At 34.7% G+C, this 26,101-nt stretch carries 34 protein-coding genes, 1 pseudogene and 1 riboswitch; of the genes and pseudogenes, 11 read left to right on the top strand and 24 right to left on the bottom strand.

Going from position 1 to position 26,101, the window contains the following annotated elements; translation table 11 throughout:
- Nucleotides 1-262 precede the first annotated feature (262 nt).
- The 5 genes from NST14_RS07310 to dltD all read left to right on the top strand — a co-directional run bounded on the left by NST14_RS07310 (nt 263) and on the right by dltD (nt 4,579).
- Nucleotides 263-409 carry a teichoic acid D-Ala incorporation-associated protein DltX gene (locus tag NST14_RS07310; protein ID WP_000440293.1) on the top strand — a complete coding sequence of 49 codons (147 nt, stop codon included), beginning with the start codon at nt 263-265 and terminating at the stop codon, nt 407-409.
- Nucleotides 410-421: 12 nt separating this feature from the next.
- Nucleotides 422-1,936, top strand: coding sequence for a D-alanine--poly(phosphoribitol) ligase subunit DltA (dltA, locus tag NST14_RS07305; RefSeq protein ID WP_341118427.1), 1,515 nt, complete (start codon nt 422-424; stop codon nt 1,934-1,936).
- Nucleotides 1,933-3,099 carry a D-alanyl-lipoteichoic acid biosynthesis protein DltB gene (dltB, locus tag NST14_RS07300; protein WP_229132081.1) on the top strand — a complete coding sequence of 389 codons (1,167 nt, stop codon included), beginning with the start codon at nt 1,933-1,935 and terminating at the stop codon, nt 3,097-3,099. Before dltA ends, dltB begins: the two co-directional genes overlap by 4 nt.
- A gap of 68 nt (nt 3,100-3,167) precedes the next feature.
- Nucleotides 3,168-3,407: a D-alanine--poly(phosphoribitol) ligase subunit DltC gene (gene dltC / locus NST14_RS07295; RefSeq protein ID WP_000807310.1), complete on the top strand. Its 240-nt coding sequence runs from the start codon at nt 3,168-3,170 to the stop codon at nt 3,405-3,407.
- Nucleotides 3,404-4,579 (top strand): D-alanyl-lipoteichoic acid biosynthesis protein DltD, encoded by a 1,176-nt coding sequence (gene dltD / locus NST14_RS07290; RefSeq protein ID WP_001030285.1) that lies wholly within the window; start codon nt 3,404-3,406, stop codon nt 4,577-4,579. The genes dltC and dltD overlap by 4 nt, the downstream gene beginning before the upstream one ends.
- Nucleotides 4,580-4,596: 17 nt before the next feature.
- On the opposite strand, the gene NST14_RS07285 is transcribed toward dltD, so the two are convergent.
- The gene (locus NST14_RS07285; protein WP_073542007.1) at nt 4,597-5,691 is read right to left on the bottom strand and encodes an NAD(P)H-dependent flavin oxidoreductase; all 1,095 of its coding nucleotides are present in this window, start codon (nt 5,689-5,691) and stop codon (nt 4,597-4,599) included.
- A 115-nt stretch (nt 5,692-5,806) separates the two neighbouring features.
- Between NST14_RS07285 and NST14_RS07280 the strand changes: the two genes are divergently transcribed.
- On the top strand, nt 5,807-6,727 hold the full coding sequence (locus NST14_RS07280; RefSeq protein WP_000640088.1) for a S66 peptidase family protein: 921 nt from the start codon (nt 5,807-5,809) through the stop codon (nt 6,725-6,727).
- 179 nt (nt 6,728-6,906) lie between these two features.
- On the opposite strand, the gene NST14_RS07275 is transcribed toward NST14_RS07280, so the two are convergent.
- The 3 genes from NST14_RS07275 to NST14_RS07265 form a co-directional block, all read right to left on the bottom strand.
- A complete protein-coding gene (locus NST14_RS07275; RefSeq protein WP_000435208.1) occupies nt 6,907-7,305 on the bottom strand; it encodes an SseB family protein in 399 nt (132 codons plus the stop codon).
- Between the two features lie 86 nt (nt 7,306-7,391).
- Nucleotides 7,392-7,946 (bottom strand): cysteine hydrolase family protein, encoded by a 555-nt coding sequence (locus tag NST14_RS07270; protein WP_001064616.1) that lies wholly within the window; start codon nt 7,944-7,946, stop codon nt 7,392-7,394.
- Complete coding sequence (locus NST14_RS07265; RefSeq protein WP_001997023.1) at nt 7,939-8,430, bottom strand: carboxymuconolactone decarboxylase family protein; 492 nt, start codon at nt 8,428-8,430, stop codon at nt 7,939-7,941. The genes NST14_RS07270 and NST14_RS07265 overlap by 8 nt, the downstream gene beginning before the upstream one ends.
- 63 nt (nt 8,431-8,493) lie before the next feature.
- On the opposite strand from NST14_RS07265, the gene NST14_RS07260 reads away from it, so the two are divergent.
- Both NST14_RS07260 and NST14_RS07255 read left to right on the top strand, forming a co-directional pair.
- Nucleotides 8,494-8,946, top strand: coding sequence for an Lrp/AsnC family transcriptional regulator (locus tag NST14_RS07260; RefSeq protein WP_001175495.1), 453 nt, complete (start codon nt 8,494-8,496; stop codon nt 8,944-8,946).
- 100 nt (nt 8,947-9,046) lie between these two features.
- On the top strand, nt 9,047-9,229 hold the full coding sequence (locus tag NST14_RS07255) for a DUF3913 family protein (protein WP_000707103.1): 183 nt from the start codon (nt 9,047-9,049) through the stop codon (nt 9,227-9,229).
- Between the two features lie 29 nt (nt 9,230-9,258).
- Here NST14_RS07255 and NST14_RS07250 read toward each other — a convergent pair whose 3' ends face one another.
- The 12 genes and pseudogenes from NST14_RS07250 to NST14_RS07195 all read right to left on the bottom strand — a co-directional run bounded on the left by NST14_RS07250 (nt 9,259) and on the right by NST14_RS07195 (nt 19,126).
- A complete protein-coding gene (locus NST14_RS07250; protein ID WP_109630921.1) occupies nt 9,259-10,272 on the bottom strand; it encodes a CPBP family intramembrane glutamic endopeptidase in 1,014 nt (337 codons plus the stop codon).
- Between the two features lie 201 nt (nt 10,273-10,473).
- Nucleotides 10,474-11,250 (bottom strand): ABC transporter permease, encoded by a 777-nt coding sequence (locus tag NST14_RS07245; RefSeq protein WP_000475445.1) that lies wholly within the window; start codon nt 11,248-11,250, stop codon nt 10,474-10,476.
- A complete protein-coding gene (locus tag NST14_RS07240) occupies nt 11,250-12,152 on the bottom strand; it encodes an ABC transporter ATP-binding protein (RefSeq protein WP_000528779.1) in 903 nt (300 codons plus the stop codon). Before NST14_RS07240 ends, NST14_RS07245 begins: the two co-directional genes overlap by 1 nt.
- A 14-nt stretch (nt 12,153-12,166) precedes the next feature.
- Nucleotides 12,167-12,955 carry a hypothetical protein gene (locus NST14_RS07235; protein ID WP_000804797.1) on the bottom strand — a complete coding sequence of 263 codons (789 nt, stop codon included), beginning with the start codon at nt 12,953-12,955 and terminating at the stop codon, nt 12,167-12,169.
- Nucleotides 12,952-13,650: an ABC transporter ATP-binding protein gene (locus NST14_RS07230; protein WP_000137737.1), complete on the bottom strand. Its 699-nt coding sequence runs from the start codon at nt 13,648-13,650 to the stop codon at nt 12,952-12,954. The genes NST14_RS07235 and NST14_RS07230 overlap by 4 nt, the downstream gene beginning before the upstream one ends.
- The gene (locus NST14_RS07225; RefSeq protein ID WP_000687513.1) at nt 13,647-14,027 is read right to left on the bottom strand and encodes a GntR family transcriptional regulator; all 381 of its coding nucleotides are present in this window, start codon (nt 14,025-14,027) and stop codon (nt 13,647-13,649) included. The genes NST14_RS07230 and NST14_RS07225 overlap by 4 nt, the downstream gene beginning before the upstream one ends.
- Before the next feature lie 216 nt (nt 14,028-14,243).
- Nucleotides 14,244-15,212: a class 1b ribonucleoside-diphosphate reductase subunit beta gene (nrdF, locus tag NST14_RS07220; protein ID WP_001203035.1), complete on the bottom strand. Its 969-nt coding sequence runs from the start codon at nt 15,210-15,212 to the stop codon at nt 14,244-14,246.
- Nucleotides 15,213-15,305: 93 nt separating this feature from the next.
- The gene (locus NST14_RS07215; protein ID WP_073536430.1) at nt 15,306-16,256 is read right to left on the bottom strand and encodes a ribonucleotide reductase; all 951 of its coding nucleotides are present in this window, start codon (nt 16,254-16,256) and stop codon (nt 15,306-15,308) included.
- 382 nt (nt 16,257-16,638) lie between these two features.
- Nucleotides 16,639-17,766 (bottom strand): annotated as a pseudogene (locus NST14_RS07210) (ribonucleotide reductase N-terminal alpha domain-containing protein); the annotation flags it as partial.
- Nucleotides 17,753-18,112 (bottom strand): class Ib ribonucleoside-diphosphate reductase assembly flavoprotein NrdI, encoded by a 360-nt coding sequence (gene nrdI / locus NST14_RS07205; RefSeq protein ID WP_000959450.1) that lies wholly within the window; start codon nt 18,110-18,112, stop codon nt 17,753-17,755. The gene nrdI and the pseudogene NST14_RS07210, both read right to left, overlap by 14 nt.
- 476 nt (nt 18,113-18,588) lie before the next feature.
- The gene (locus tag NST14_RS07200) at nt 18,589-18,906 is read right to left on the bottom strand and encodes a hypothetical protein (protein WP_229142927.1); all 318 of its coding nucleotides are present in this window, start codon (nt 18,904-18,906) and stop codon (nt 18,589-18,591) included.
- 25 nt (nt 18,907-18,931) lie between these two features.
- Entirely contained in the window at nt 18,932-19,126 is a 195-nt protein-coding gene (locus tag NST14_RS07195) for a hypothetical protein (protein WP_000356683.1), read from the bottom strand.
- Nucleotides 19,127-19,371: 245 nt separating this feature from the next.
- On the opposite strand from NST14_RS07195, the gene NST14_RS07190 reads away from it, so the two are divergent.
- On the top strand, nt 19,372-19,950 hold the full coding sequence (locus NST14_RS07190; protein WP_000619530.1) for a GNAT family N-acetyltransferase: 579 nt from the start codon (nt 19,372-19,374) through the stop codon (nt 19,948-19,950).
- Nucleotides 19,951-19,983: 33 nt separating this feature from the next.
- Here NST14_RS07190 and NST14_RS07185 read toward each other — a convergent pair whose 3' ends face one another.
- Together NST14_RS07185 and NST14_RS07180 are read right to left on the bottom strand one after the other, a co-directional pair.
- On the bottom strand, nt 19,984-20,586 hold the full coding sequence (locus NST14_RS07185; protein WP_000703127.1) for a phosphoglycerate mutase: 603 nt from the start codon (nt 20,584-20,586) through the stop codon (nt 19,984-19,986).
- Between the two features lie 88 nt (nt 20,587-20,674).
- On the bottom strand, nt 20,675-20,857 hold the full coding sequence (locus tag NST14_RS07180) for a hypothetical protein (protein WP_001997014.1): 183 nt from the start codon (nt 20,855-20,857) through the stop codon (nt 20,675-20,677).
- 232 nt (nt 20,858-21,089) lie between these two features.
- Between NST14_RS07180 and NST14_RS07175 the strand changes: the two genes are divergently transcribed.
- A complete protein-coding gene (locus tag NST14_RS07175) occupies nt 21,090-21,275 on the top strand; it encodes a YkvS family protein (protein WP_001165081.1) in 186 nt (61 codons plus the stop codon).
- Nucleotides 21,276-21,330: 55 nt separating this feature from the next.
- Here NST14_RS07175 and queF read toward each other — a convergent pair whose 3' ends face one another.
- From queF to queC, 4 genes are read right to left on the bottom strand one after another with little or no spacing between them, the layout of a single operon-like run.
- Nucleotides 21,331-21,828, bottom strand: coding sequence for a preQ(1) synthase (gene queF / locus NST14_RS07170; RefSeq protein WP_000918895.1), 498 nt, complete (start codon nt 21,826-21,828; stop codon nt 21,331-21,333).
- An 18-nt stretch (nt 21,829-21,846) separates the two neighbouring features.
- Complete coding sequence (gene queE, locus NST14_RS07165; RefSeq protein ID WP_000036283.1) at nt 21,847-22,563, bottom strand: 7-carboxy-7-deazaguanine synthase QueE; 717 nt, start codon at nt 22,561-22,563, stop codon at nt 21,847-21,849.
- Nucleotides 22,556-23,047 carry a 6-carboxytetrahydropterin synthase QueD gene (gene queD / locus NST14_RS07160; protein ID WP_000368413.1) on the bottom strand — a complete coding sequence of 164 codons (492 nt, stop codon included), beginning with the start codon at nt 23,045-23,047 and terminating at the stop codon, nt 22,556-22,558. Before queD ends, queE begins: the two co-directional genes overlap by 8 nt.
- Nucleotides 23,047-23,709 (bottom strand): 7-cyano-7-deazaguanine synthase QueC, encoded by a 663-nt coding sequence (gene queC / locus NST14_RS07155; protein ID WP_000711607.1) that lies wholly within the window; start codon nt 23,707-23,709, stop codon nt 23,047-23,049. Before queC ends, queD begins: the two co-directional genes overlap by 1 nt.
- 93 nt (nt 23,710-23,802) lie before the next feature.
- Nucleotides 23,803-23,846, bottom strand: a riboswitch (PreQ1 riboswitch).
- A 207-nt stretch (nt 23,847-24,053) separates the two neighbouring features.
- On the opposite strand from queC, the gene kinB reads away from it, so the two are divergent.
- Nucleotides 24,054-25,262 (top strand): sporulation sensor histidine kinase KinB, encoded by a 1,209-nt coding sequence (kinB, locus tag NST14_RS07150; protein WP_001993722.1) that lies wholly within the window; start codon nt 24,054-24,056, stop codon nt 25,260-25,262.
- A gap of 11 nt (nt 25,263-25,273) precedes the next feature.
- Here the strand turns inward: kinB and NST14_RS07145 are convergent, their stop codons facing one another.
- Together NST14_RS07145 and NST14_RS07140 are read right to left on the bottom strand one after the other, a co-directional pair.
- On the bottom strand, nt 25,274-25,390 hold the full coding sequence (locus NST14_RS07145; RefSeq protein ID WP_000066280.1) for a DUF6254 family protein: 117 nt from the start codon (nt 25,388-25,390) through the stop codon (nt 25,274-25,276).
- 99 nt (nt 25,391-25,489) lie between these two features.
- Nucleotides 25,490-26,023 carry a DinB family protein gene (locus NST14_RS07140; RefSeq protein WP_000941973.1) on the bottom strand — a complete coding sequence of 178 codons (534 nt, stop codon included), beginning with the start codon at nt 26,021-26,023 and terminating at the stop codon, nt 25,490-25,492.
- Between the last annotated feature and the right edge of the window lie 78 nt (nt 26,024-26,101).

The raw sequence follows: 26,101 nt of genomic DNA, 5'->3' as shown, positions 1-26,101 counted from the left end.
ACTATATTTTACGTATTCTTCTAGTCCACTTTTATGTATTCACACAATCCACTTCCTATTTACATATCAAATCCATTACAAATTGATGCTGAATGTAATATAATTGCTAAGTTAGGGATTTTCTTTTTTAGTATTTAGTGCTAATATCAGAAAAGAGCCTTTTGACTTATTTTTACCTAAAATGTGGAATTTTGTTTTTTTCACAATAATGTAGGACATGATACCTACAAAGAGCTATTATTTCATTAAGAGAGGGAAAGACATGGAAAGATTAAAAGAGATATGGTCTCGACCACTCACACAATGGGTTGCAAAGACGGTTTATTACCTTGCAATTTTATTTGCATTACTTTGGTTGTATGGATTCCATGATACAAACACAAGTACATTTATTTACAATGAATTCTAGGGTGGGAACGTTATGAAGTTATTAGAACAAATTGAAAAGTGGGCTATTGAAACGCCTGATCAAACTGCTTTTGTTTGGCGAGATGCGAAAATTACGTACAAACAATTAAAGGAAGATTCTGATGCGTTAGCACATTGGATTTCTTCTGAGTATCCAGATGATCGTTCACCAATTATGGTGTATGGCCATATGCAACCTGAAATGATTATTAACTTTTTAGGATGTGTAAAAGCTGGACATGCTTATATTCCTGTAGATTTATCTATCCCAGCTGATCGTGTACAACGTATCGCTGAAAATTCTGGTGCGAAACTACTTTTATCAGGAACTGAAGTAACTGTAACTGATTTACCAGTTCGCATTGTAAGTGAGGACAACTTAAAAGATATTTTCTTTACTCATAAAGGGAAAACTCCAAATCCTGAACATGCGGTAACAGGTGATGAAAACTTCTACATTATTTACACATCAGGAAGCACAGGTAATCCGAAAGGGGTTCAGATTACTTATAACTGCCTTGTAAGTTTTACAAAATGGGCTGTAGAAGATTTCAACTTACAAACGGGGCAAGTATTCTTAAACCAAGCACCTTTCTCATTTGATTTATCTGTCATGGATATTTACCCATCATTAGTAACAGGTGGTACACTTTGGGCAATTGATAAAGATATGATTGCACGTCCAAAAGACTTGTTTGCTTCTTTAGAGCAATCGGATATACAAGTATGGACTTCCACACCATCTTTCGCAGAAATGTGTTTAATGGAAGCATCTTTCTCTGAGAGTATGCTACCAAACATGAAAACATTCTTATTCTGCGGTGAAGTGTTACCAAATGAAGTAGCTAGAAAATTAATTGAGCGTTTCCCAAAAGCAACAATTATGAATACGTACGGTCCAACTGAAGCTACTGTCGCTGTAACAGGTATTCACGTTACAGAAGAAGTGCTTGATCAATACAAATCACTTCCAGTTGGCTACTGTAAATCAGACTGCTGCCTTCTTATTATGAAAGAAGATGGTACGATTGCGCCTGATGGTGAAAAAGGTGAAATCGTAATTGTTGGTCCAAGCGTAAGCGTTGGATATTTAGGAAGCCCTGAATTAACAGAAAAAGCATTTACTATGATTGACGGTGAGCGCGCCTATAAAACAGGCGATGCTGGCTATGTTGAAAATGGTCTTCTATTCTATAATGGTCGTCTTGATTTCCAAATTAAGCTGCATGGTTATCGAATGGAATTAGAAGAAATTGAGCATCACCTTCGTGCGTGTTCTTACGTAGAAGGAGCAGTTATCGTTCCAATTAAAAAAGGTGAGAAATACGATTATTTATTAGCGGTTGTTGTTCCTGGAGAACATTCATTTGAAAAAGAATTCAAATTAACATCTGCAATCAAAAAAGAACTCAATGAGCGATTACCAAACTACATGATTCCACGTAAATTCATGTATCAATCTTCTATTCCAATGACACCAAATGGAAAGGTAGATCGCAAAAAATTATTGAGTGAGGTTACAGCATGACCGCATATGGATCATTTTATTTTTTCGCTATAGTGGGCATTTTGTTAATACCTACTATCATAGCTGGATTAAAAGGTAAAATGTTGCGTAAATATAATGCCGTTTTAACATTAGTCATGCTTGCTATTATCTTCTCAGATAAACCGAAGCAAGCGATTATGTTAGCCGCATTTATTATTTGGCAATATGCCCTAATTAAAGGCTATTTACTTTTAAGAAAACAAAATAATAGTACATTCACGTTTTGTATAGCTGTTATTTTATCAATTTTGCCACTTATTTTGGCAAAAATCGCACCATTTGCACCTGACCTAAAGTTTATTGTATTTTTAGGTATGTCTTATGTAACATTTAGGGCAGTACAAATGGTATTTGAAGTTCGTGATGGTTTAATTAAAGAACTATCCTTCTTTAATTTTTGGGAATTCGTTTTATTCTTCCCAGCAATTTCAACAGGACCTATCGATCGTTACCGTAGATTCCAAAAAGATATTCAAAAGCCACCTAGTGCAGAAGAATATCAAAATTTACTATATACTGGATTAAACCGTATTTTCCAAGGTTTCTTGTATAAATTTATTATCGCTTACTTAATAAAGCAATATTTTATGGATCCGGCATTTGCACAGCAAGATACAATCCTATCCAATATGATTTACATGTATAGCTATAGCTTATATTTATTCTTCGACTTTGCTGGTTATAGCTCATTTGTAATTGGTGTGAGTTATATGATGGGTATTAAAACGCCAGAAAACTTTAATAAACCGTTCCTTAGTCGTAATATTAAAGACTTCTGGAACCGCTGGCACATGAGTTTATCATTCTGGTTCCGTGATTTTATTTACATGCGTTTCGTCTTTTTTGCAACGAAGAAAAAGTTAATTAAGAACCGTTACACTATTTCGTATATCGGGGCGTTTTTAAACTTCTTCATTATGGGAATTTGGCATATTACTGGTGAGCATGTGTATCAATACATTATTTATGGTCTTTATCATGCCGCACTGTTTATTCTATTCGATATTTTCGAACGAAAAAACAAAAAGCATAAGTTTTGGCCAAACAACAAATTTACACACGTCCTTGCGATCGTAATTACGTTCCACGTTGTATGTTTCGGTTTCCTAATTTTCTCTGGACACCTTAACAGATACTTTTAATGCACCCTTCTTATACCATTAAGAAGTTGCACATATAATATATTTCGGATATAAAGGAGATTTTAAAAATGGCAGAATTTAAAGAGCAAGTATTAGATATTTTAGAAGAAGTATGTGAAAACGATATTGTAAAAGAAAACTTAGATGTTCAATTATTTGAAGAAGGTATTCTTGATTCTTTCGCTGTAGTATCTTTATTAGTTGAATTCCAAGAGCGTTTAGATATTGAAGTTTCTATTTCTGATTTTGATCGTGACGAGTGGGCTACTCCAAACATGGTTATTAAGAAGTTGGAAGAAATCCGATGAACAAAGCAAAATTTGGTCCGATGCTTTTAGCATTGGCCCTTTTTGCTGTATTCCTACTTATTCCGACGCGCTTTCTACTCCCGCTTTTAAGTGACGAAAAAGTAGAACAAGCTGCAACTTCTTTAAAAGAAGAAAAGATTCAAAGTATGATTTTACAGCAAAAGATGTTAGCAGACTCGAAATACCTTCCGATGTATGGTTCATCGGAATTCGCACGTATGGATGCTTACCATCCATCAAATTATTTCAAAGTAAAGCCTGAAGGATTCACACCATTCCTACTTGGACGTGGCGGAACACAAGACCTTGTACATGTATTAAACTTTGCATCTACAATGGATCAATTGAAAGATAAGAAAATGGTATTCGTTCTTTCTCCGCAATGGTTTGTACCACAAGGTATTGATGAAACACACTTTGCACCTAACTTTTCAAAGCAACAAGGTTACCACTTCATTTTCAACGATGATGTAAAACCTGAAATGAAAAAGCAAATTGCAAAGCGTTTATTAAACTTTGAGATCGTTAAGAAAGAAACTTTATTAAAAATTTCGCTTGAAGGTATCGTTTACGATGATACAAAGCATAAAGTAAAAGCACTTGCTGCTAAACCTTTCGCTTATATTTATCGTAACATTTTAGATCGTAAAGATTTATTTACAGCTATGTTTAATATTAAACCGCATAAAGAAAAACTTGATCCTTCATTAAAACAAATGAGCTGGGAAGAGGCTCGTAAACATGCAGATCAAACAGGTGCAGCAGAATCTGGATCTAACAATTACGGTATTGAAGATGGTTACTTCAACAGCAAAATCAAGAAAAAATTAAAGCAACGTGAAGGCTACTTAAAAAATGATGCTTATGATCAATCGCCAGAATATGAAGATTTACAAATTGCACTTGATTTATTAAAACAATCTGGTGCAAAACCACTCTTCATTTCTGTTCCTGTAAAAGGTCCTTGGTACGATTACGCTGGCTTCCCGAAAGAACGCCGAGAATTGTACTATAAGAAAGTTCATGAGCAAATTGAGAAAGCTGGCTATCCAATTGCTGACTTCTCAAATCATGAGTATGATAAATACTTCTTAAAAGATCACATGCACTTAGGTTGGAAAGGCTGGGTTTATATCGATGAAGCCATCCAACAATTTTATAAAGCAAACTAATGAAAAGACCGCTTGAATTATTCAAGTGGTCTTTTTCTATATACATTTTGCAATTGTTCAATTGTGTTATCTGCTTCTTTCATCACTCTCTCCACTACATGCTGAGCTGATTCTATTCGTGCTAATGATGACGCTTGTCCTGCCCAAAGTGACATATATTCTCCATTATTTTGCTTTGCTGCTTGTTGGCGTATTTTAGAGGTTAATACATTTTGCACCGGATACATCGGAAGGTCTTCTTCTTTCCCTTCATGCTTCTCTATAAATTCATTACGAATACCTCGTGCATATTTCCCGGAAAACGCACGAGTCACAGTTGTACTCGTATCTGTACTACGTAAAACCGCTTTTTTATACACGTCATGCGTAATACTCTCTTCACTCGTTAAAAAGGCTGATCCCATTTGAACAGCTTCTGCTCCCAGTGTAAATGCAGCAACAAGCCCTTGCCCGTTCATTACACCACCTGCTGCAACAATCGGGATATGCGGAACTGCTGCTACTAGCTGCGGAATTAATGCAAACGTACCAATCATAGCGTCCTGTTCTTTCCCGATAAACGTTCCTCTATGCCCTCCTGCCTCGCTGCCTTGACCGACAATAATGTCTACTCCTAATTCAGCAAGCACTTTCGCCTCTGCCACATGAGTAGCTGTGCCGATGACTTTTATTCCACTTCTTTTCAAATCATTTATCTCTTCTTTTTCTAACGTTTGAAACGCAAAGCTAACGACTGGTACTTTTTCTTCTACTAACACTTGTAATTGTTCTTTATAACTTTTTGGAAGCTTTACCTGCTCTTCTTCCTCTATACCGAATTCTCTATTCACTCTGCTAAGTAATCTCTTTGCCAAGTTTATCTTCTCTTCTTCTATCTGTATCTCTTTTGTTAAAAGTAAATTAACACCGAAGGGCTTATCTGTTAGCTCCCTTATTGTATAAATTGCTTCACGAATTTGTTCTGGGCTCATATAGCCTGCTCCAAGCGTTCCTAATCCTCCGCTATTACTCACAGCTGCAACGAGTTCTGGCGTCGTAATCGCACCCGCCATACCGGCTTGAATGATGGGATACTTAATTTGTAATGTATCTATGACTCGACTTGTAAACATTGTTTCTCCTCCTATTCTCTTTATATCTTCTTTATTTGACAAACTTTTCCCTTCTTTTACAAGGATTGAACTTCCTATGAAGCGAATATATTGAAAGTGAAGGAGGCTGAAAACAATGATATATCCAAATGCATTACAACAAGGTGATACAGTAATGATTATTGCACCGTCCGGGCCACCAACAATTGAAAATGTATTAAAAGGTGTAAAGGTATTACAAGAAATGGGTTTATCTGTAGTAATCGGGAAGAGTGTTTATGAGAAATATGGATATTTAGCTGGAAGGGATCAAGTCCGGCTTGATGATATACATGAAGCATTTTCAAACCATGAGGTAAAGGCCGTTTTCTGTGCACGGGGTGGTTACGGTAGCGCTCGTCTCCTCCCTCACATTCAATATGAAATCATTCGGCAAAATCCAAAAATCTTTTGGGGATATAGCGATATTACAGCTTTACATACTGCCTTTTCACGTTATGCAAAGCTTATTACTTTTCATGGCCCAATGGTTGAAGAATTAGGGAAAGGGGTAGATTCTCTTTCTTTATCTTCTTTCAACCAACTATTTCATCCGTATTCAACCATCTTATCTGCTTCAGAATGTATCGTACCTAGCTCTTCCCGTACAGTTACAGGTCAGTTAGTTGGAGGCAATTTAGCGGTGTTAACGAGTATCATTGGCTCCTCCTACGAGATAAATACAGCCAATAAACTTTTATTGCTTGAAGACATTGGGGAAGAACCGTATCGCGTTGATCGTATGTTAAATCAGCTACTTTTATCTGGAAAGTTTCATGAATGTAGTGGTGTTATTTTTACAAGTTGTCATGACTGCACTCCTTCTAAACCATCTCAATCATTGCAAACAATACTATATGAATATTTCACTTCATATGCTATACCTGTCCTATTCGGTTTACCGATTGGACATATAAGCCCAAACATCGGAATCCCTCTTGGAGCTACAGCGACAATAAATACAAATAATAAAACACTCTCTATTTCTTCTGGCATAGCCACTCCGTGTTCAAATTAAAAAGGAAAAGCAATTCAGCTTTTCCTTTTATCCCGCTTTAATGGGCAGTAAGACCCCCACATCAAAATTCAGCGAAAGTAAAGAAGTTAGGTGGGGGTCGGGCTGCCCATTAAAGCCCGATTGGTTCAACTAATAATCAGTGGGGGATGAAGAAAACCCCCACTGATTAAAGCTTCACTTTATTTATAATAGTTAAAAATTCGTCCAGATGCGATATCTGCAATTTCTTCTGGAATAAATGTTTTACTTATATCAGTACCGACATTTAATACTGCTGTAGCATCTTTCTCAATGCTACCAAATAATTCTTTCCCACGTATCGTAATAAGGGGTGTTCCTTCTGGCAACACATCTTTTACAAATTCCATTTGTGTAAAGAACGGAACGATCCATCTACCCTCTCCTTGGAAATGACGCAAACGAAGTATCCCTTCTGTTGCACCTTCCTCTGCTTCTAATGAGCCAGCAACATAAAACTCAGTAGATAAGAGCAATTCATAAAATTCCTTTTGCTTTTGTTTGTCATCCCCTGCTACAACAAGTACTTCTTCTATTCTCTTTACCGGAATTTGCTCCATACGATGCCACCCCTATTTTTAAAATGATTGTACTTAGATTATACGAAATATTCTTATTTTTTTCTACATAATTCGCAATTATTTTCTTAAAATAATTTCAATACTTCTTTTGTCGTCATAATTGTAGCAAACTCTTCATGTAAATTTACAAGTGTCATATTATGAATATCTTCTGCACTATACTCTTTACCATCTAGACCATTACGGTTAAAAGTAGCCGTCGCATCACTCACTAAATATGTTTTAAATCCTAAATTCCCTGCCATTCGTGTCGTAGTCTCCACACAATGATTTGTCGTTAATCCTACAATCACTACTGCATTACATTTGTTCTCTCTTAATTGCTCTTCTAAATTTGTCCCAATGAATGCGCTATTAACAGATTTTTGAATAACCACTTCACCTGGTAGTGGTTGCAACTCTTCTTTAAAGTTGACTGTTTCCGCTCCCTCATAAAACATCGACTGATCATTTTCTTTATTTACATGTTGAATATGAAAAACTGGTCGTTTCCTTTTTCTCCATTCTGCTAACAAAATTCTCATATTTTCTTCAGCAAAAAGATTATTTCTCTCACCCCAGTATGGTAATTGAAACGCCTTTTGTACATCAATTATAATAAGTGCTATTTGATTATTCATCATTTTCTCCTTCTTTCGGCTGTAATTGAAATAGAAAACCAAATTGTTGTGACGCAGTAATAAAACAAATATACGCACAAAGCTCTACAATTTCTTTTTCCGTCCAGTATTGTTTCAATACATGAAACATATTATCATCTATCGCCTTTTTGTCATGAATAAATGTATGCGCAAAAGTAACTGCTACACCAATTTCTTCTACCTTTTGCATATCATCAGGCCTTCCCTTCGCCATACAGTACGGGCATTCATTCCCATACGCTAATGTTCTTCTCACTTGCTCCTTTAACTCTGCTGAAAGAGTTCCTTTATTGTATAATGTATTTTCTAATGTACTCCACGAATGTAATATTTCCGGATTATGACCTAATAACCTTTGAAACTTTGTATCTCCTACATTTGATAATGAAATTCTCTCCATTATTTTTCCTCCTATTCCCTTCAGTTTTATTGTAAAATAAATAAAGTTCTCTTTACATTTCATATGAATCTTAATTTATATTTTTCCTTTACAAAAATTATCATTTTACTGGAGGTATATTTACACATGCAACTAGATCGTGTTGATCGAAAAATTTTAAATGAATTATATAATGATAGTCGCCTTTCCATGCGTGAATTGGCGAAACGAGTAAACTTATCTGCTCCGTCTACTGCAGAACGTGTTCGTAAGCTCGAAAGTGAAGGCGTTATCCAAAAATACACAATCGATATCGATTATAAAAAAGCAGGACTTGTTTTAGACTGTATTTTAGAAATCACTTTAAAAAACGGGGATACAACGCGTATGCAACAGTTTATTCAGTCTTATCCGTCCGCAAGTTTTTGTTACCGCGTAACAGGAAGCTTATGCTACATTGTAAAAATTTCTGTTCCTTCACTCGTTGAACTTGAAGAATTTATTAATGATGTTTCTTCATATGCAACGACTGTTTCTCATATCGTATTATCAGAAATATCTCTTACTCCTGATATTGAACATATCTTTCCAGAAGATTAATTAATTTTTATTCATAAAATATATAAAAACCCCTTACAATAAGAATAAAAATAATATATTATGTATTAAAATACATATAGTTCGAGAAAGGGGTTTTACATTGAAAATCTGGTTTTATGAAAAAACGGCACAATTAGATGACTTGCTTGGCATTTGGGACAATGTTCCGACTATCCCTCGAATTGGTGAAAAAGTTGAGATTTTAAAAGCAGTCCGCACTGTTACAGATATTAAATATGTAAAGAACGGCAATAATTTTCGTGTGGAAATTATTACAAAGTAAAAAGTAGCTCACAAGGAGCTACTTTTTACTTATCTATCATGCGCTTTCTTTATAACGATTTTATCGTCTTCTACAGATACTGTTACATAATCATTTTCTTCTAACCCGAGCTTATTTACAGCCTCATCTGGTAGCTCTACAGCCATCAATCTATCTGTTACAATCACTTGACTATACACTTCATTTTCTTGTGATGCACTCACTACTTTTTCCTCATTTATGAAGCGCACTGGTGGCACACCCACTTCTTTTACCGTACGCCATTGTTTCCAAACGTAAGGAATTAACCAAAGTAATCCAACAACTGTAAGACCGATACCGATCCATAAATTACTTTGCGCTTGTAATTCAGGAATTGAAATTGCGCTACTCTCTTCTCCGCCAACAAATTGCATACTTGTTGCAATTAAATTATTTAGAGCGTGTACAGCGATATTCGTCCATATATTTTGTGTCTTTAAGTATAAAAGACACATAACAACACCAAACATGAACGCACCAATAACATCAAAATGTCCTAAGCCAAAAATAATGGAAGATATAATGACAGCTTTTTTAATCCCCCATTTATAAGCCATTCGCTGTAAAAAGAAGCCCCTAAAAATAACCTCTTCCATAATTGGTGCTAATACACATGCTGAAACGAAAGTAAATATCGTCATATATATGTTACTCGTATTAATAACATTTCCGTCTTCTAACATAGTAACTAAGAAATTCGGTAACGTATGTGCTAATATGTAAAATTGAATATGAGATATACCGACTGAAAAAATCATTCCCATTATCGTTGCTAATACAATTAATCCCCACGGTAAACGTCCTGGCTTATCAAAAAAACTATTAAATACAACATTATTTTTATTGGTTTTTACGTATAACCAAAATAACGGAAATACAAAAAACAAAGTTATTTGTGAAATAACCTCCGTTGTATTCTCAGAAACATTTGATAGACCTAATGGGATCATCGTAAGGAACAGCCCTATGATCATCCATCCAAAAAAGCTACGTAGCCTTATACGTGAAAATGCATAGTGCATATAGAACACCTCCAAAGTTAGTAAAAGTAAATGGGCGGATAACTACATTATAATATGAATATAGTTGAACTCTTCCTATTTTTCTCAATTACTTTCAAACAACATATCTATTAAAATACTATATTACTGCTCTTCAAGTTGCACTACCTGAGCAAGTTATGTAATAAAAATCCCCGTTTTTACAAGCGGGGATTTCTTTTATTATAATACGTCACGTTTTTGGAATAATGCACTTGATGCTACAAGCAATACAACAAAGTATGCAGCTACAAGTAATAATGAAGTTGTAAACGTAAATTCTGTGAATGTAGGTTCTACTCCGCCACTAATTAATTTATTGCCATCGTAAGCTCTTAAATCCAAATGGAAGAATACTATAAACTTCGCTACGCCTTTTGCAAACATCATTAATACCATATTAATTGCTCCTTGTAAGAAGAACAGGAACATCGTAATAATTAATGGTAATACAGATTTTCTAAATACGTTTGCTAAGAAAAATGCAAGCGTCGCAAAGAAGAGCGGTGAAAGTACTTGATATAAGGTAGATTTCATTACGATTCCTAACGTTAATTCTGTTTTACTACCATCCATTACAATTAATCCAATAATCATAGCAATTAACGTACTAGCAAATATGATAAATACTATAGTAAGTAACACTGTAATATATTTAGAGAATAAAACTGTCATTCGTTTTCTTGGACGGATTAATAACTGCTTAATTGTACCTTTTTGGAACTCATCCGTAATCATACGCGAAGCAATCGTAATGCCAAAAATTGTTGCAAACAAAGTAATTAAACCAATCTCTGAACTTGCAAAATCTAAATAGGATCCTTTAAATTCACTTCCATCTCCCCATTTCAGCATCGCTAAAACTCCCAAAATCTCCAATACTGCAATAACACCAATTAAAATATACATTCCTTTTTTCGCATGCAGCTTTAAAAATTCATTTTGAATTAATTTAAACATTACGCTTTCACTCCCCCTGTAATCGCTAAGAACTCATCCTCTAACGTTTTATTTTGAACAGTAACTCCGTATACAAGCACATCGTCATTCACAAGTTTCTTTACAAGTTGCGGAATTTCTTCTTTCGTTACAGATACTACAATGACATTTCCTTGCGCCTTACCTTTAATGATTTCATTTGCTTTCTGTACTTGATCTACTTCAAACGCTACAACTACTGTCTCATCATGTTTTGCTTGTTCATGTAAGTTGTACTCTTGTACAAACTCACCTTGCTTAATAATAACGACGCGATCACACATGAGTTCAATTTCACTTAATAAGTGACTTGATACGATTACAGCAATATTCTCTTCTTTCGCTAAACGTTGTAAATAATCACGAATTTGACGAATACCAGCTGGATCTAATCCATTTGTCGGTTCATCTAAAATTAAAATTTTCGGCTGATGAAGTAATGCCTGTGCAATTCCTAAACGTTGTTTCATACCAAGTGAATATGTTTTCACCTTTTTATGAATCGCATGCTCTAATTCAACCAGTTTTACAATTTCAGCAATGCGCTCTTTACTAATTTGTGTAATTGCCATGTTCGCAAAATGCTTTAAGTTTTGCATTCCTGTCATATAATCATATAGTTCAGGATTTTCTACAATCGCTCCAATTTTCTCTAGCGCCTTTTCACGCTCCGTGCGAATACTATGACCACAAATTGTAATATCGCCCTCTGTCATTGAAATAAGACCTGTCATCATACGGATCGTCGTTGTCTTACCGCTACCGTTTGGTCCAAGGAACCCGTATACTTCCCCTTCACGAACTTCAAATGATAAACCACGAATAATTTCCGTTCCACCAATTTTTTTTCGAACCTTCTCTAATTTTACTACTACGTTTCCCAATGCTGATTCCTCCTTTAGACTTCTAGTTTTTTATCGATTATGCGACCTGTTATATAAACAAGTAGAATAAATATTCCTATAGAAAAACTAAGGCTATATAAATTCATAAGTTTTTCCGGATAGAGAAACACATCCGCTCCTGATGGTTCATCTATATATACTAATTTTTTTATTAGAGGTGCAGCAGGTGCAAGACCGCCCAACATTCCATATATAGTACCTAATAATTTTGTTACTAGTAAAAATAAGAAAAATACCATTGGATATTTTAACTTCTTCTTTTTCAAAGAAAACACTTTAACGCTTGCTACTGAAAAAAGTAATACTAGCAATATGCTAGATAAATTAAATACATATAACATAGTACTAAAGAGGTGCTTTAGTGGATTGAATACACTTTGAGTAAATAATACTTCATAGAGCTCTGTACCTTTTATTATTTTCATAGAAATACCATATAAAAAAATAGAACCCATTAATTCGAAAATAAGTAAATAAATTACAACGTATAACAATATTGCTAAAACAATCTTTTTACCCGATATCGATGTTAACCGAAATAATGTGCTTTCAGTCATTTTTCCAAATGCAGACACCGCCTGAATAACTATCATTGCTAAAAAAGTTATATATACTAGAATAACGAAACTAACTATAATTGTTTGTCTTACTTCTCCTGATTCTTGCTTAATATAATTCCCCAAACTTACGAAAGCTACAGCGATAACGAATATAAATGATAGCAACGAAATAATAATTTGCTTTTTATTTATATTGTACATGTATATTAAGCTCGGCTTCATCTACTAAACACCTCCTTAAACACATCTGTGACCGCTTTCCCTCTTTGAAAACGTAATTCTTCTACATTTTCATACAATACAATTTCCCCATCTTTTAAAAAGATTACTTCATCAAAAATATTTTCAACTTCATTTATTAAATGAGTCGAAATTAGGATTGTACAATCTTCTCTATAAAATTGTAGAATAAGTTCCAGTACGTGTTCCCTAGAAATGAGATCAATCCCTCCCAACGGTTCATCTAGTACGTATAACTTCGCTTTCCTCGAAAATGTTAAAATGATTTGTAGCTTTTCAACCATCCCTTTTGATAAAGCTGTAATTTTTTCTTCTAACGGTATTTTAAACTCCGCAACCGTATCTACCGCTTTTTGAATGTCGAAGTCTTTATAAAAATCGCGGTAGAAAAATATAGAATCTTTTACTGTCATCCAATCATCAAATACTGGTTTATCAGACATAAAAGAAACGATTTCTTTCGTTTCTAACCCTACCTTTTTACTAGCGATTGTAATACTACCTTCAGAAGGGTGCTGCAGACCAGCAATCATTTTCAATAACGTCGTTTTCCCGCTCCCGTTATCTCCAACAAGTCCAACAATTTTTCCTTCGGTAATCTCTATGTTTAATTCACGAATCACTGCTTTTAATCCGTATCTTTTCCATAAGTTTTCTATTTTTAATAGCTCTGTCATTCGCTCTCCTCCCTTTTCTCATGTAATGAAGAACGAAGAATTGTAAGAATTTCTTCTTCTGAAAAACCTAAATTGTCCATTCCATCTATAAAAGAGTGAAGTAATTCTTTCGCCATCTCTTTTCGCAGCTCCATAATTTTCTCCCCTTCATTCGTTACATATCGTCCCATTCCCCTACGTGTTACAACAACCCCATCTCGTTCTAGCTCTTGAAATGTACGCTGGATCGTATTTGGATTTACTTGTAATTCACTCGCTAATTCACGTACAGAGGGAATTTTATCACCAGGCAATAAATGTCCTGTTACGATTTCTTTTTTTATGTATTCCATTACCTGAATGTAAATTGGTGTATTTGGAGAAAACTCTATTTTCATTTCTTCCCTCCTTTTGTATCGGTGTACTAGTTAAATAATACACCGATACAAAAGGATTGTAAATACCCATTTACTTACAAAAAAATTCTATCCGTTAGCTGGATAGAATTTTTCAAACAGAAATCGTTATACGAAAATAATAGTGTTATGTAAACAAAACCATAAAGAAAAGCTGTCTTATCAATGAATAAGACAGCTTTTCTTTATGATCATATATTAAAAATTAAACACGAAGTCATCATCAGATAACTTTTCAACGTTCGTTGCTTTTACGTAACCATTTCCTTTTACAGAGAAGAAATCATGGTTTTTCGTATCTGTACGCAAACCATTTAAAACGATTGGGTTAATTTCTTCTTCTTCAAACTTCGGCTCAAGTCCTAAGTTCATAAGTCCTTTATTCGCATTGTAACGAACGAAACGATTTACATCTTCTACAAGACCGATAGAAGTGTAAATTTCTTCTGTGTATGCCATTTCGATTTCATATAGTTCCATTAATAACTCTTGCGTTTCTTTTTGCACTTCTTGTTGATCTTCTGCAGAAAGTTCCGCGAAGATTTGTTGTGCTAAAATACCGACGAATACGCCGTGAATTGACTCATCACGAATTATTAAGTTAATAATCTCACCACTCGCCGTCAGTTTACCTTGACCAGCTAAGTAAAGCGGATAGAAGAATCCACTATAGAATAAGTAACTTTCTAAGAACACACTTGCTACCATTGCCATGTATAACTCTTTTTTCGTCACTTCAGGTTTTAATAAACGACGATAGTAACTTGTAATAATACCAGCCTTTTTCTCAAGTAACGGATGATTGTCTACCCAGTCAAAAATCTCATCGATTTCTTCTTCAGTAGCTAATGTTGTAAAGATATGACTGTAGCTCTTCGCATGTACTTCTTCCATAGCACCCATGAAAGCTAATACACTTTTCGCTTGTAAATTTTCAAGATGAACAAGTACAAGTGGCATCCCTTCGCCGCCTTGTTTCGTATCTAAAAGTGTTAAACCACCTAATACACGCTTATAAGCAATTTGCTCTTCTTTTGATAATTGCACCCAAGTATTTTTGTCAGAAGACACCGCGATTTCTTCTTCTGTCCAAAACTGAGCGATGTTTTGCTTCCAAAACATTAAACTAAAATCATCTTCTTTTTTGTTCCAGTTTACCGCACGCATTCAATCGCCCCTTCTCTAAATAAACATGAAAAATTGATAACTGAGCATGAGCAGGGTTCAGAAAACCCTGCTCATCATGTCTCGCTTTTTATATTAAACAGTACAAGCCACACACTCTTCCACGCTTAATTTACGCGTTCTCGTATAATACAGACTCTTTAAGCCTTTTTTATGTGCATAGATGTAGTAACGTGCTAATTCACGTGTTGAAATATCACTATTAACGTAAAGAATTGTACTAATTCCTTGGTCAATATGTTCTTGAATTTCTGCGATTAAATCAATTAATTTAAACTGATTCATATCGTAAGAAGATTTATAGTACCAGAACGTATCTTTTGATAAATACGGCATCGGATAATATGTTGTCGCATTCGCATACGTTCTTGATTCGATTTGACTTACAATCGGCATTACGCTTGAAGTTGCATTTTGAACGTAACTGATCGATTGCGTAGGAGCGATGGCAAGACGATATGAGTTGTATAAACCATTCTTCTGCACTTGCTCTTTTAAACTTGTCCAATCTTCTTTTGTTGGAATATGAATTCCTTCAAATAATTGCTGAACTTTTTCAGTTACTGGACTGTAATCTGTCGTTTCATACTTTTCAAAGTATGTGCCGCTCGCATAATCAGATTTATCGAAGTCTTTAAATGTCTCGCCTTTTTCTTTAGCGATTTCCATACTTTTCTCAATAGAGTAGTAATTTAACATCATAAAGAATGTACGAGCGAACTCTTTCGCTTCTGCACTTTCATAAGCGATTTTATTTTTTGCTAAATATCCGTGTAAGTTCATTGCGCCAAGTCCAACGGAATGAAGCTCATCATTAGCTTTTTTCACAGTTGGTGCATTCGGAATAATCGTCATATCAGAAACAGCTGTTAAAGCTTCCATTCCCGCATGAACCGCTTCACGAATTTCTTTGTTTTCCATTACATTTACGATATTTAACGATCCTAAGTTACAGTTAATATCACGACGAATAATGTCATCTGTACCGTAATCATTTATTTCAGAAGTTTCTTGAAGCTGGAAGATTTCTGTCTCGAATGTTCAACCGAGTTCGCTACTCCTCAGTCCGTTGCTCATGCAACTGCTGTATGTCACCATACAGGACAGACTATATCATCACCTACAGCATTACCTGATTAGGTGCTCCGCTTTTCGAACGCCAATCGCTTGCGCTCTACTCCCATAAGGGATAGTCGTTAGGCTTTTACTTATCTTAATCTTTCAGAAAGTCTCTTATTACTTTATGTTGTCCCATAACTCTGCTATACAAAATAATAAGATACATTCTGAACTTTTATATTTTCATTCTAAGATAAGATTTAGCACGGTAGGTTACCTCAAATTTGAGGCTTTCCCCGTTTAACGGAGTTTTCGACTAGCATTTCTACTAGAAGGTGCTACATATTTAACACAAGTTCGACATCTTCACAGTTCCAATATCCTTCAATGGATGTTGGTTATTTGCATTTGATTTAAACATTAAGTACGGATAACCAGACTCAAGCTGGATCATAGCAATTTTAATAAGCATATCACGCGCACTAATATCTAGCGGCTTCTTCTTCACTTTCGGATTGCTCATTAATTCATCGTACATTTCATCGATATCAATATCATCTAAATGCTTTCCGTATTCTTTATACACCGTATAAGGCGCGAAAACATGGAAAGGTTCGTTTTTCTCAGCAAGCTCAAAGAACTTACTTGGAACGATAATTCCGATTGATAGAGACTGAATACGGCTCTTCTCATCGGCATTTATTTTTTTTGTATCAAGGAATTCAATAATGTCCCAATGGAAAATGTTCAAGTATACTGCGCCAGCACCTTTTCGTTGGCCAAGCTGATTCGCATATGAAAACGAATCTTCAAGTAACTTCATAACAGGTACTACACCACTTGCAGCGTTGTCGATACCTTTAATTTGCTCACCGCGTGCGCGTAGCTTAGATAAGTTTAAAGCTACTCCTCCGCCGATTTTTGATAATTGCATTGCAGTATTAATGTTAAAGCCGATTGAATTTAAGCTATCATCCATCTCTAACAAGAAACAAGACACCATTTCTCCTCTTCTGCTTCTTCCCGCATTTAAAAAGGTTGGTGTCGCTGGTTGGTAGTTTTGTTTGACAATCATGCTTGCGAATTGTTTTGCCTTCGCAACATCACCGCGTCCTAAGTATAATGACACAATTGCTACACGATCTTCATAGCTTTCTAAGTATTGTTTTTGATCATTTGTTTTTAACGCATAATCTTTGTAGAACTTAGATGCTGCCATATAAGATTGGAACTCGAAGTTTTCACCATAAGCGATGTTATATACCTCTTCTACTTCCTCCAAGTTATACTCGTCCAGAACGTTGTAATAGTAATCATGTTCTTTCATATACTCCATTCGCTCTGCCACGCTATTAAAATGAACGGTATTCTCTCTAGCTTCTTCCATAAAGACTTCTAATGCCTCTTTATCTTTATGAAGCTGATAAAAACCGTCCTGCATTTGCGTGATTTCATTATTCAGTTCAATGTGTCGCAATCTCCCGCACCCTTTCCTTAAAATATTCTACATCGTTATTTGTTCCTGATAACTCAAATTTTGATACAATAGGCACTTCATATTTAGCAGAAATTTTGTCAGCACTTGCACCGAACATGTCTCCCCAGTTACGATTGCCGCTTGCAGATACGCCTTTTAATTTTTCATTATTGCGCTCTAAAAATTCTAAAACACGTTCTGGTACATTGCCAAAACCTGTTGTATACGTAATTAAAATAAAGTCTTCATCTATTACTAGATCTTCACCAATTTGAACGGCCGGCATATTTAATTTGTGGATGAAACGCTTCACGTTTCCTGTCATAGAATCATATGCAACTAACATTTCCGACCCTCCCTTTTCAATCTATACTCTCTGTATGTTGTTTCTTGATTTCTCTATATATTGTATTACGTTTCAAAATAAGACACAAGATATATGTATAAATTCTTTCTTTTTTTAACTTTTACTTTTCGACAAGACCGTCGATTTTTTTCAATACAATGACTATGAAACAACATTCTAAAACTCATGTCAATAAAGTGCTTTTCAAAAAAGTTGTCAACGAATTTAACCTTATTTTTAAAAAAGTTAACAATATATTTTGTCATAAAACGGCAAATGCTGGAGGAATATATTTCTCCAGCATCACGCAAAAAAGAACAGACATGAAACGATAATCTGTTCTAAAAAACGATTACATTTATCAACTTTACTTTATTAAATATTATACATATACTTTCGATTCGCGTTACATACTAAAAGATAACTATTATAGAAAAAGATTATTATTATGGAAATTCAACTTATTTATGAAAAGATTATGCAGAGTGCTCAATACGCAAAATATCTTTTACAAATATATGATGTGGATTTTCATCTTTATCAATCATTGTACATACAGGAGCTTCTTCATCAAAGTACACAATCATTCCTTCAACGTACTGACATGTATGTTGAACTTGTACAGTTACTTTAATTTCTACAGCCTCTTCATATGCTCTTTTTATTTTCTGAAGCATTTTTGTCGAACACTTTCTTTTCTCTGGATACATGACCATTCCCATAAATCGGTTGCCGGCTCTATCTTTCCACATATAATCCCAATGCGATAATATGCCTTGTTTAAAATCGCCCATAAGTCTCCTCCCTATATTCTTCTAGTTACGAACGTGGCGTTTCTGAGTATGTATAAATGACTTGTCCGCCGCGCTGTGCGTTACCAATGAAATGTTTAAAGTCTTCTCGATTTACTAAAACTTCTCTGAACGTATAAAATACATCTTTCGTAACAACATACTCCTTTATTTCACCATTTTTCAGCTGATCCAAAATTGTATTTGCTAATTCTTTATCCATGTATTTCACCTCTATGCAATATTTTATTTTAACTTATATTCTATAGGTCAACAACTGTAAAATTATCCAGATGCTATACCTTCATTTCATTTTCATTATTTTTCAAAAGATATCTCTTTAGTATATGTCCACTAAATATCATATACTAACATAGCTACTTCTCTATATCAAACATTTCGACATTCAATTATGCAAAGTTTCACACCGCTATGCTACAATATATGAATAGAACTAGGAGGGATACTATGATTCGGAAAGCAAAAAAGACAGATGCGAAACTGGTAGCACCTTTATTGTATAACGCTCTGCACGAAATTGCTGAAAAAATCACAGGTAGCACAGTTGAGACAGAAGTATTACTAGGACTTGAAACATGGTTCTCAAAAGAGAAAAATCGACTGAGCTATGAAAACTGTTTTGTATATGAACAAGACGGGGATGCAGTTGGAGTTATTGTCGCTTATCACGGTAGTGAAGCAACAATGCTTGATGCACCAATCGTACATCACTTAAGAGAATTACATAAAGATGAATCGATTACGTTAGAAAAAGAAGCCGAGCTTGATGAATATTACATTGATACTTTATCCGTTTCAAGTGTATATGGCGGAAAAGGAATTGGTTCTAAATTAATTGAAGCTGCTGAAATACATGCAACTGAAAAGGAGTATGAAAAAATCGCATTACTTGTTAATTTAGAAAACAAACGTGCCTATTCACTATACGAAAAACTAGGTTATAAAAAAGATCAAATCGTTATGCTTGTAGGCGAACCTTATGCACATCTCGTAAAACCATTAAACATCAAAATTTCTATATCTTAAAAAAAGCACACGATTTATATAAATCGTGTGCTTTTATGTTAAATTCGTATTTAATACATTTCCATTCATCGCCTCATGAAACGTATATGTTGTACATCCCCATGGCTCTCTGTGCAAAATAGGAGAACCAGACCATCCCATCGCTCTCAGTTCGGCACCAATCATTACATTCACATAATTATGACCTACAAGAGCAATACTTCCATGTACGAGAGCGTAACGATGTAATAAGTAAGCCGCTTGTCTCGCCCTCTCTCTTACTTCCTTATAAGACTCAACATCTTTATGGTAACCAAGTATCCATACTGTTCGTCCGATAAACATCCATACGTTAGGTTTACACTTCAACCATTTTGGAGCATAAAAGCTCGTCGGAACTGTAGCTTCTCTAAAGAGAGAATTTTGTATAAACGATAAAGAATCCATTAATTCAGCTGCTGACTGTACAGCGCACTTTTGATCACTCGTTACAATCAATTTTGCCGCTTCAACCGCTTCCCTTGTTTCCGTAGGTATTGGTACTTTTTTTGTTATAGTATGTAAGTCATATCCTTTCATCCATTCATGAAAGGATGTAACCGTCATTGGTTCTATAGTACGATTTAAGCGACCATGACGAATAAAAGAAATCTTCATTCTTTCCACTCTCCATTCATCACTTACGAACTTTATTATGTACTATTTTTACATATCATACCACGCAAAAAAAGAAAGTTATACACCTTTACATATCCCCGCCACTCTCATGTGTGACCCCAGCATGTATACCATCCATCCCATCAAAATATGTAGTCGTTTCATGATGACGAATCTTTTTTAAATGTATATAAGAAAATACAAATAAAATTAATGCTATAACACTCCCCACAAATTCAAACATCATTTTACCGCCTCTAATTTCTCCCACTTTAATAGGTTATTGTATTTCTTTATTATAACTCTATATAAAGATTTTTTCATTTCTCCTATTTCTTCTCAAAAAACATGGCTTTTCTACATATTTTCTTACAAAAAGTGAATATTTTTCGAATTTTTACTTTGAAAACATTTACAAAACAGGAAACATAGTTCAAAATAAAGGAAAATAAAAAATCCCAAATTATTCTTTTTTGGAAAAACTGTAACAAGGAGAGTTGCTTATGCAGATCGCAGAAACTGGAGATATCATTGAATTTAAAGGTGGAATGCAAGGCCGTGTTCAAAAAGTAAATCAAAACTCTGTTATTGTAGATATAACAATTATGGAGAATTTTAGAGAACTAGATATGGAACCTCTTACAGTTGTTAGTCATAAAAACTATACTGTCATTAATCAAAATGCATAATATAATAGAAAGAAAGGATCTGTATAACATACAGATCCTTTCTTTCTATTATATATTAACGATTATCAATTGTTTCTGGATATAAATCATGGTTCATCATGCGGTAGTCAGCCATTTGTTCATACTTCGTTCCTGGGCGACCGTAGTTACAGTAAGGATCAATTGAAATCCCTCCACGTGGTGTGAATTTACCCCATACCTCGATGTAACGTGGATCCATTAATTTAATTAAGTCATTCATAATAACGTTCATACAATCTTCGTGGAAGTCACCATGATTGCGGAAACTAAATAAATATAGTTTTAAAGATTTACTCTCTACCATTCTTTGTTCTGGAATGTAGCTAATGTAAATTGTCGCAAAATCTGGTTGGCCTGTTTTCGGACATAAGCTTGTAAATTCAGGACAATTGAATTTTACAAAATAATCACGGTTTGGATGATTATTATCAAAAACCTCTAAAATTTCTGGGCTATATTCAAATAAATATTTTGTATTTTGATTTCCTAATAATGTTACATCTTTTAAATCTTCATCTAATCTTCCTGCCATTTTAAACATCCCTTCTCATTATACTCCGCGTTTATTTCCCCATACTAACGCATGAAGCTGCGGCAATACTTTTGCATTATTCATTTCTTTGCAGTTAACCGCTTTTTCAATAAGCCACTCATACTTATCTAATAGCTTTTTAATCAACATCGCATCATCCACAGTTTTTGTATCATCATTTCCTACTTGTAAGAAAAATGGTACATCTGGATAACGTTCGTGCATCTTAACTGCATACTCAAAATCATAATCGTCAAATACTACTACCTTTAAGCTAATATCTTTTCCTGCTAGCTTCTGAATTACATCATCTAACTTCTGAAAATCAGTATTCATCGTCGAGCTTGGCGGCTTCGGAGAAATCGTTATTTCATCAATTTCAAGTAACCAATCTTGCCATTTGCTCCCTTGCGTTTCGATTGCCGTTCGCATTCCATTCTCTTTTAATATAGAAAGAAGAAACTCAATATTTTTCAACAATACCGGATTTCCACCTGAAATCGTAACATGAGAAAAATTTTCGCCGCCAATTTCTACAAGCTCATTCCAAACGTCTTCTGCTGTCATCTGTCTAATTTGATCTTTAGCCGATCCATCCCACGTAAAAGCAGAATCACACCAAGCGCAGCTATAATCACAGCCAGCTGTACGGATAAACATCGTCTTTTGTCCTACAACCATTCCTTCACCTTGAATAGTCGGACCAAATATTTCTAAGACAGGGATTTTACTCATCGAGCATCCACTCCCGTCTTACTTCTGCATAACTAGTCGGAGTCTCAAATAGACGAACAAATTCAACACGAGCTCCTTTATATTCATTCACACGATTATCTTTTGTTAACGCTTCTGCCATCTTTTCATAAATCCAAACGACCATATTTTCAGCAGTTGTATTCATCGCTGGTAACGTTTCGTTTAAATAACGATGATCTAAATAAATTTCTATTTCATTCTTCCAAATTTCTTTTATATCTCCAAAGTCAATTGCAAGACCGATTTCATTTACATATCCACTAATCCCAAATACAACTTTATATGTGTGACCATGTAAGTTTTTACATTTCCCTTCATAACAGTGTAAATGGTGTGCTGCATCAAATGTAAATTCCTTGCTGACCATTACTCGTTTATTATGATATTTGAGCTGTTTACGCTGAATATCCTTGTCCATTTTTTGCAAATTTTCTACGATGCGAAATCCAAAGAAATTATCCATTAGTTACTCGCTCCTTCGCGTTCTTGTAGGTACGTATCTAATCCTGCTTTACGAAGTTGACATGCTGGACATTCACCGCAACCATCACCAATGATTCCGTTATAACATGTTAATGTTTTTTCTCGAACAAACTCGAATGCTCCAAGTTCATCTGATAATTTCCATGTTTCCGCTTTATCAATCCACATAAGTGGTGTATGAATCACAAACGGATAATCCATGGATAAATTTAAAGTAACGTTTAACGATTTCACAAACACGTCACGGCAATCTGGATAACCACTAAAATCAGTTTCACATACACCCGTTACAATATGACGTGCTCCAACTTGTTTTGCTAATACAGCAGCAAATGATAAGAATAGTAAATTTCGTCCATCTACAAACGTCGATGGTAATTCCCCTTCTTCATGTGTAATCTCCATATCCGTTCTCGTTAACGCATTTGGAGCAAGTTGATTTAATAGACTCATATCTAGTACTGTATGTTTAATTCCTAGCTCTTTTGCAATTTCCGCTGCACAATCAATTTCTAACTTATGACGTTGATTGTAATTAAACGTTACAGCCTCTACTTCTGCAAACTGCTCCATTGCCCAAAATAAACATGTCGTACTATCTTGTCCTCCACTAAAAACAACAACTGCCTTTTCTTTTTTCATTTCACTCATTCTCCTTCTCTACTACGAATAAGAAGAAAGAACGTTCTTGAACTGTCACAATAAAAAAACAAAACAATACCTAAAGATATTGTTGTTTCCATAGTTTTTTATAGAGGGAGTTCGCGAACCTCTCCCGTGCATTGCACGGAATTCCTTCTTTCATTGACAAAGCTTATTGTAACATATTGTATACTACCAGAAAAAATTTCTGATTTTTCCGCTATTTCTCATTTCATTTCTTTCATTTTATAGTATGATTAATTTACTATAAGAAGAGAGGAGGCATCCCACTGAAATCCTTTATTATTTATCTCTTTCTAAATATATTATTCATCCTTGTTACAATGCTCGTATACCATTTATTTTGGAATCAAAAAGGGAAACGCTCTCCTAAATTAAATTCAGCTATATTTATTGTATTATGCTGCCTCGTTACTATACTATGTATCACTTTCGCAGCAAAAACAAATTATGGATTTCAATTTGATATGCGTCATATCGTATTAGTTGTCGGTACATTAACCGGAGGTCCTATTGCTGGTGGATCAATATTAGTTGTATTAAATATATATCGCTTCTTATTAGGAGGAATAGGTGTTTTCCCATCGCTTATCGGTTCTATCCTTCTATTTATTGTTCTACTATTTACATATAAATTTTTCAATCGAACTTCTAATCGTATAAAAATAATACTCGCTATTATATACAGTCTCACATACGGATTGAGTTGGATACCTTTCTTCCTTTCAAAGGTTACAAATAAGACTGATTATATACCACATATTATTGTGTATGAGTTATGTACGATACTTGGTACGATTCTTATTTTATATTTACTACACATATTACAAACTCAAGTTCGTCTCCAAAACGAACTTATGAATGCTGAAAAATTTCATTTAATTGGCGAAATGGCAGCGTCCATCTCTCATGAGATTCGCAATCCGTTAACTTCAACAAAAGGATTTTTACAACTTTTGCAGTCAGGTACATGCACTGAGCAAGAGCGAAAATTATATATTGACATAGCCATCAACGGAATCGAACAAGCAAATCACGTTCTTACAGATTATTTAACCTTTGCAAAACCAAGTATTGAAAAAGAACAAACATTACAGTTAGAAGAAGAACTACTGCATGCATTATCGTTAATTACACCGCTTGCTAATTTAACAAATGTGCGTACACATTATATAAAGCAAAGTACTTCTTTTTTTATCGCGGGAGAAAAACAAAAACTAAATCAATGTTTGTTAAATATTTTAAAAAACTGCATTGAGGCCATGCCAAAAGGCGGTGATCTTTATTTCACATTAGTTCCTGATCATAAGCATATTCAATTATATATAAAAGATACAGGAGTTGGTATGGATCAAGAACAAGTAAAACGTCTTGGATCCCCTTTCTATTCAACAAAAGAAAAAGGTACTGGTCTTGGAATGATGGTCGTATTCAGTGTTGTGCAAGCTATGAACGGAAAAATTGATATTATAAGTGAAAAAGGTACAGGTACAACTTTCTTATTAACTTTTCCACTCATACAAAAAACGTGATGAAATACTCATCACGTTTTTTCTGTTCCTTCAACTAATTCAGCAAAAGCTTTCACTTTTCCATGTGGTTTTTGATTTTCTTTACGTGCTTTCCAAGCGCGCTCTTCTTCTTTCTTTTTATTGGACATACTTTTCAACTCCTTCTTTTCTTTCTCTCTGTAGTATTCCAAAATAAGAAGAAAAACTATGCACATATGAAAAAGAAGTGGTCTCCCACTTCTTCCTAATTATCGCTGTAAAATTGCGTGTTTCGCTTCTTTTAACTGCGTAAGATGTCTTTGTTCATGCAAATCAAGAAATTGAACCCACTGATATAAATTCAGATCATTAAAAACAGGATGCTTTAACCCATTTTCAAATAGGTCTTTTTCATCTATAACGCTATGAAGCGCATGTAATAGTTCTTGTCGTGAATGTTCTAGTAATTGGATTCCTTGCTGTTTTTTCATTAGCGTTTCTGTTGGTTTCATTTGCTGAGGAGCTTCTCGTTTATGTGTGCGATCCAGCGTAAGTTGGAGGTCTTTAAATGGAGTCGTGTTTCTTTCATTTTTTTGTAAGGCATATACAAGGGCAGACGTGACAGATTGTTCAACTAAATGCAAGTGATGCAAAATCTGAATAATACTCCATTTATCACGACGTGGCTTTACATTCACTTCTGTATCATTTAACATTTCAATTTCTGACAATAGCGTGCTTCGGGTAGACTGTAATGAGTTCACTAAACTTTCTAAACTCACATCCATATTAGATTGAAGCATACTTCTTTCCCCCCTTTTGTTGGTGAAAAGAGGCGCTCCTTATTAGAAACACCTCTTTAGTATTCTGAATTTTCTTTT

The sequence above is a fragment of the Bacillus sp. FSL W8-0519 genome (genome assembly GCF_038005585.1).
GTDB classification, from domain to species: domain Bacteria; phylum Bacillota; class Bacilli; order Bacillales; family Bacillaceae_G; genus Bacillus_A; species Bacillus_A paranthracis.
Note: the sequence above shows the minus strand (reverse complement) of the source record. Positions and strands in the feature narration are given on the sequence as shown.

What these genes read in the sequence shown, in the direction of transcription:
- NST14_RS07310 (WP_000440293.1), top strand. Translation starts at nt 263, where the DNA reads ATGGAAAGATTAAAAGAGATATGGTCTCGACCACTCACACAATGGGTT.
- dltA (WP_341118427.1), top strand. Translation starts at nt 422, where the DNA reads ATGAAGTTATTAGAACAAATTGAAAAGTGGGCTATTGAAACGCCTGAT.
- dltB (WP_229132081.1), top strand. Translation starts at nt 1,933, where the DNA reads ATGACCGCATATGGATCATTTTATTTTTTCGCTATAGTGGGCATTTTG.
- dltC (WP_000807310.1), top strand. Translation starts at nt 3,168, where the DNA reads ATGGCAGAATTTAAAGAGCAAGTATTAGATATTTTAGAAGAAGTATGT.
- dltD (WP_001030285.1), top strand. Translation starts at nt 3,404, where the DNA reads ATGAACAAAGCAAAATTTGGTCCGATGCTTTTAGCATTGGCCCTTTTT.
- NST14_RS07285 (WP_073542007.1), bottom strand. Translation starts at nt 5,691, where the DNA reads ATGTTTACAAGTCGAGTCATAGATACATTACAAATTAAGTATCCCATC.
- NST14_RS07280 (WP_000640088.1), top strand. Translation starts at nt 5,807, where the DNA reads ATGATATATCCAAATGCATTACAACAAGGTGATACAGTAATGATTATT.
- NST14_RS07275 (WP_000435208.1), bottom strand. Translation starts at nt 7,305, where the DNA reads ATGGAGCAAATTCCGGTAAAGAGAATAGAAGAAGTACTTGTTGTAGCA.
- NST14_RS07270 (WP_001064616.1), bottom strand. Translation starts at nt 7,946, where the DNA reads ATGAATAATCAAATAGCACTTATTATAATTGATGTACAAAAGGCGTTT.
- NST14_RS07265 (WP_001997023.1), bottom strand. Translation starts at nt 8,430, where the DNA reads ATGAAATGTAAAGAGAACTTTATTTATTTTACAATAAAACTGAAGGGA.
- NST14_RS07260 (WP_001175495.1), top strand. Translation starts at nt 8,494, where the DNA reads ATGCAACTAGATCGTGTTGATCGAAAAATTTTAAATGAATTATATAAT.
- NST14_RS07250 (WP_109630921.1), bottom strand. Translation starts at nt 10,272, where the DNA reads ATGCACTATGCATTTTCACGTATAAGGCTACGTAGCTTTTTTGGATGG.
- NST14_RS07245 (WP_000475445.1), bottom strand. Translation starts at nt 11,250, where the DNA reads ATGTTTAAATTAATTCAAAATGAATTTTTAAAGCTGCATGCGAAAAAA.
- NST14_RS07235 (WP_000804797.1), bottom strand. Translation starts at nt 12,955, where the DNA reads ATGAAGCCGAGCTTAATATACATGTACAATATAAATAAAAAGCAAATT.
- NST14_RS07230 (WP_000137737.1), bottom strand. Translation starts at nt 13,650, where the DNA reads ATGACAGAGCTATTAAAAATAGAAAACTTATGGAAAAGATACGGATTA.
- NST14_RS07225 (WP_000687513.1), bottom strand. Translation starts at nt 14,027, where the DNA reads ATGAAAATAGAGTTTTCTCCAAATACACCAATTTACATTCAGGTAATG.
- nrdF (WP_001203035.1), bottom strand. Translation starts at nt 15,212, where the DNA reads ATGCGTGCGGTAAACTGGAACAAAAAAGAAGATGATTTTAGTTTAATG.
- nrdI (WP_000959450.1), bottom strand. Translation starts at nt 18,112, where the DNA reads ATGTTAGTTGCATATGATTCTATGACAGGAAACGTGAAGCGTTTCATC.
- NST14_RS07200 (WP_229142927.1), bottom strand. Translation starts at nt 18,906, where the DNA reads ATGGGCGATTTTAAACAAGGCATATTATCGCATTGGGATTATATGTGG.
- NST14_RS07195 (WP_000356683.1), bottom strand. Translation starts at nt 19,126, where the DNA reads ATGGATAAAGAATTAGCAAATACAATTTTGGATCAGCTGAAAAATGGT.
- NST14_RS07190 (WP_000619530.1), top strand. Translation starts at nt 19,372, where the DNA reads ATGATTCGGAAAGCAAAAAAGACAGATGCGAAACTGGTAGCACCTTTA.
- NST14_RS07185 (WP_000703127.1), bottom strand. Translation starts at nt 20,586, where the DNA reads ATGAAGATTTCTTTTATTCGTCATGGTCGCTTAAATCGTACTATAGAA.
- NST14_RS07175 (WP_001165081.1), top strand. Translation starts at nt 21,090, where the DNA reads ATGCAGATCGCAGAAACTGGAGATATCATTGAATTTAAAGGTGGAATG.
- queF (WP_000918895.1), bottom strand. Translation starts at nt 21,828, where the DNA reads ATGGCAGGAAGATTAGATGAAGATTTAAAAGATGTAACATTATTAGGA.
- queE (WP_000036283.1), bottom strand. Translation starts at nt 22,563, where the DNA reads ATGAGTAAAATCCCTGTCTTAGAAATATTTGGTCCGACTATTCAAGGT.
- queD (WP_000368413.1), bottom strand. Translation starts at nt 23,047, where the DNA reads ATGGATAATTTCTTTGGATTTCGCATCGTAGAAAATTTGCAAAAAATG.
- queC (WP_000711607.1), bottom strand. Translation starts at nt 23,709, where the DNA reads ATGAAAAAAGAAAAGGCAGTTGTTGTTTTTAGTGGAGGACAAGATAGT.
- kinB (WP_001993722.1), top strand. Translation starts at nt 24,054, where the DNA reads ATGCTCGTATACCATTTATTTTGGAATCAAAAAGGGAAACGCTCTCCT.
- NST14_RS07145 (WP_000066280.1), bottom strand. Translation starts at nt 25,390, where the DNA reads ATGTCCAATAAAAAGAAAGAAGAAGAGCGCGCTTGGAAAGCACGTAAA.
- NST14_RS07140 (WP_000941973.1), bottom strand. Translation starts at nt 26,023, where the DNA reads ATGCTTCAATCTAATATGGATGTGAGTTTAGAAAGTTTAGTGAACTCA.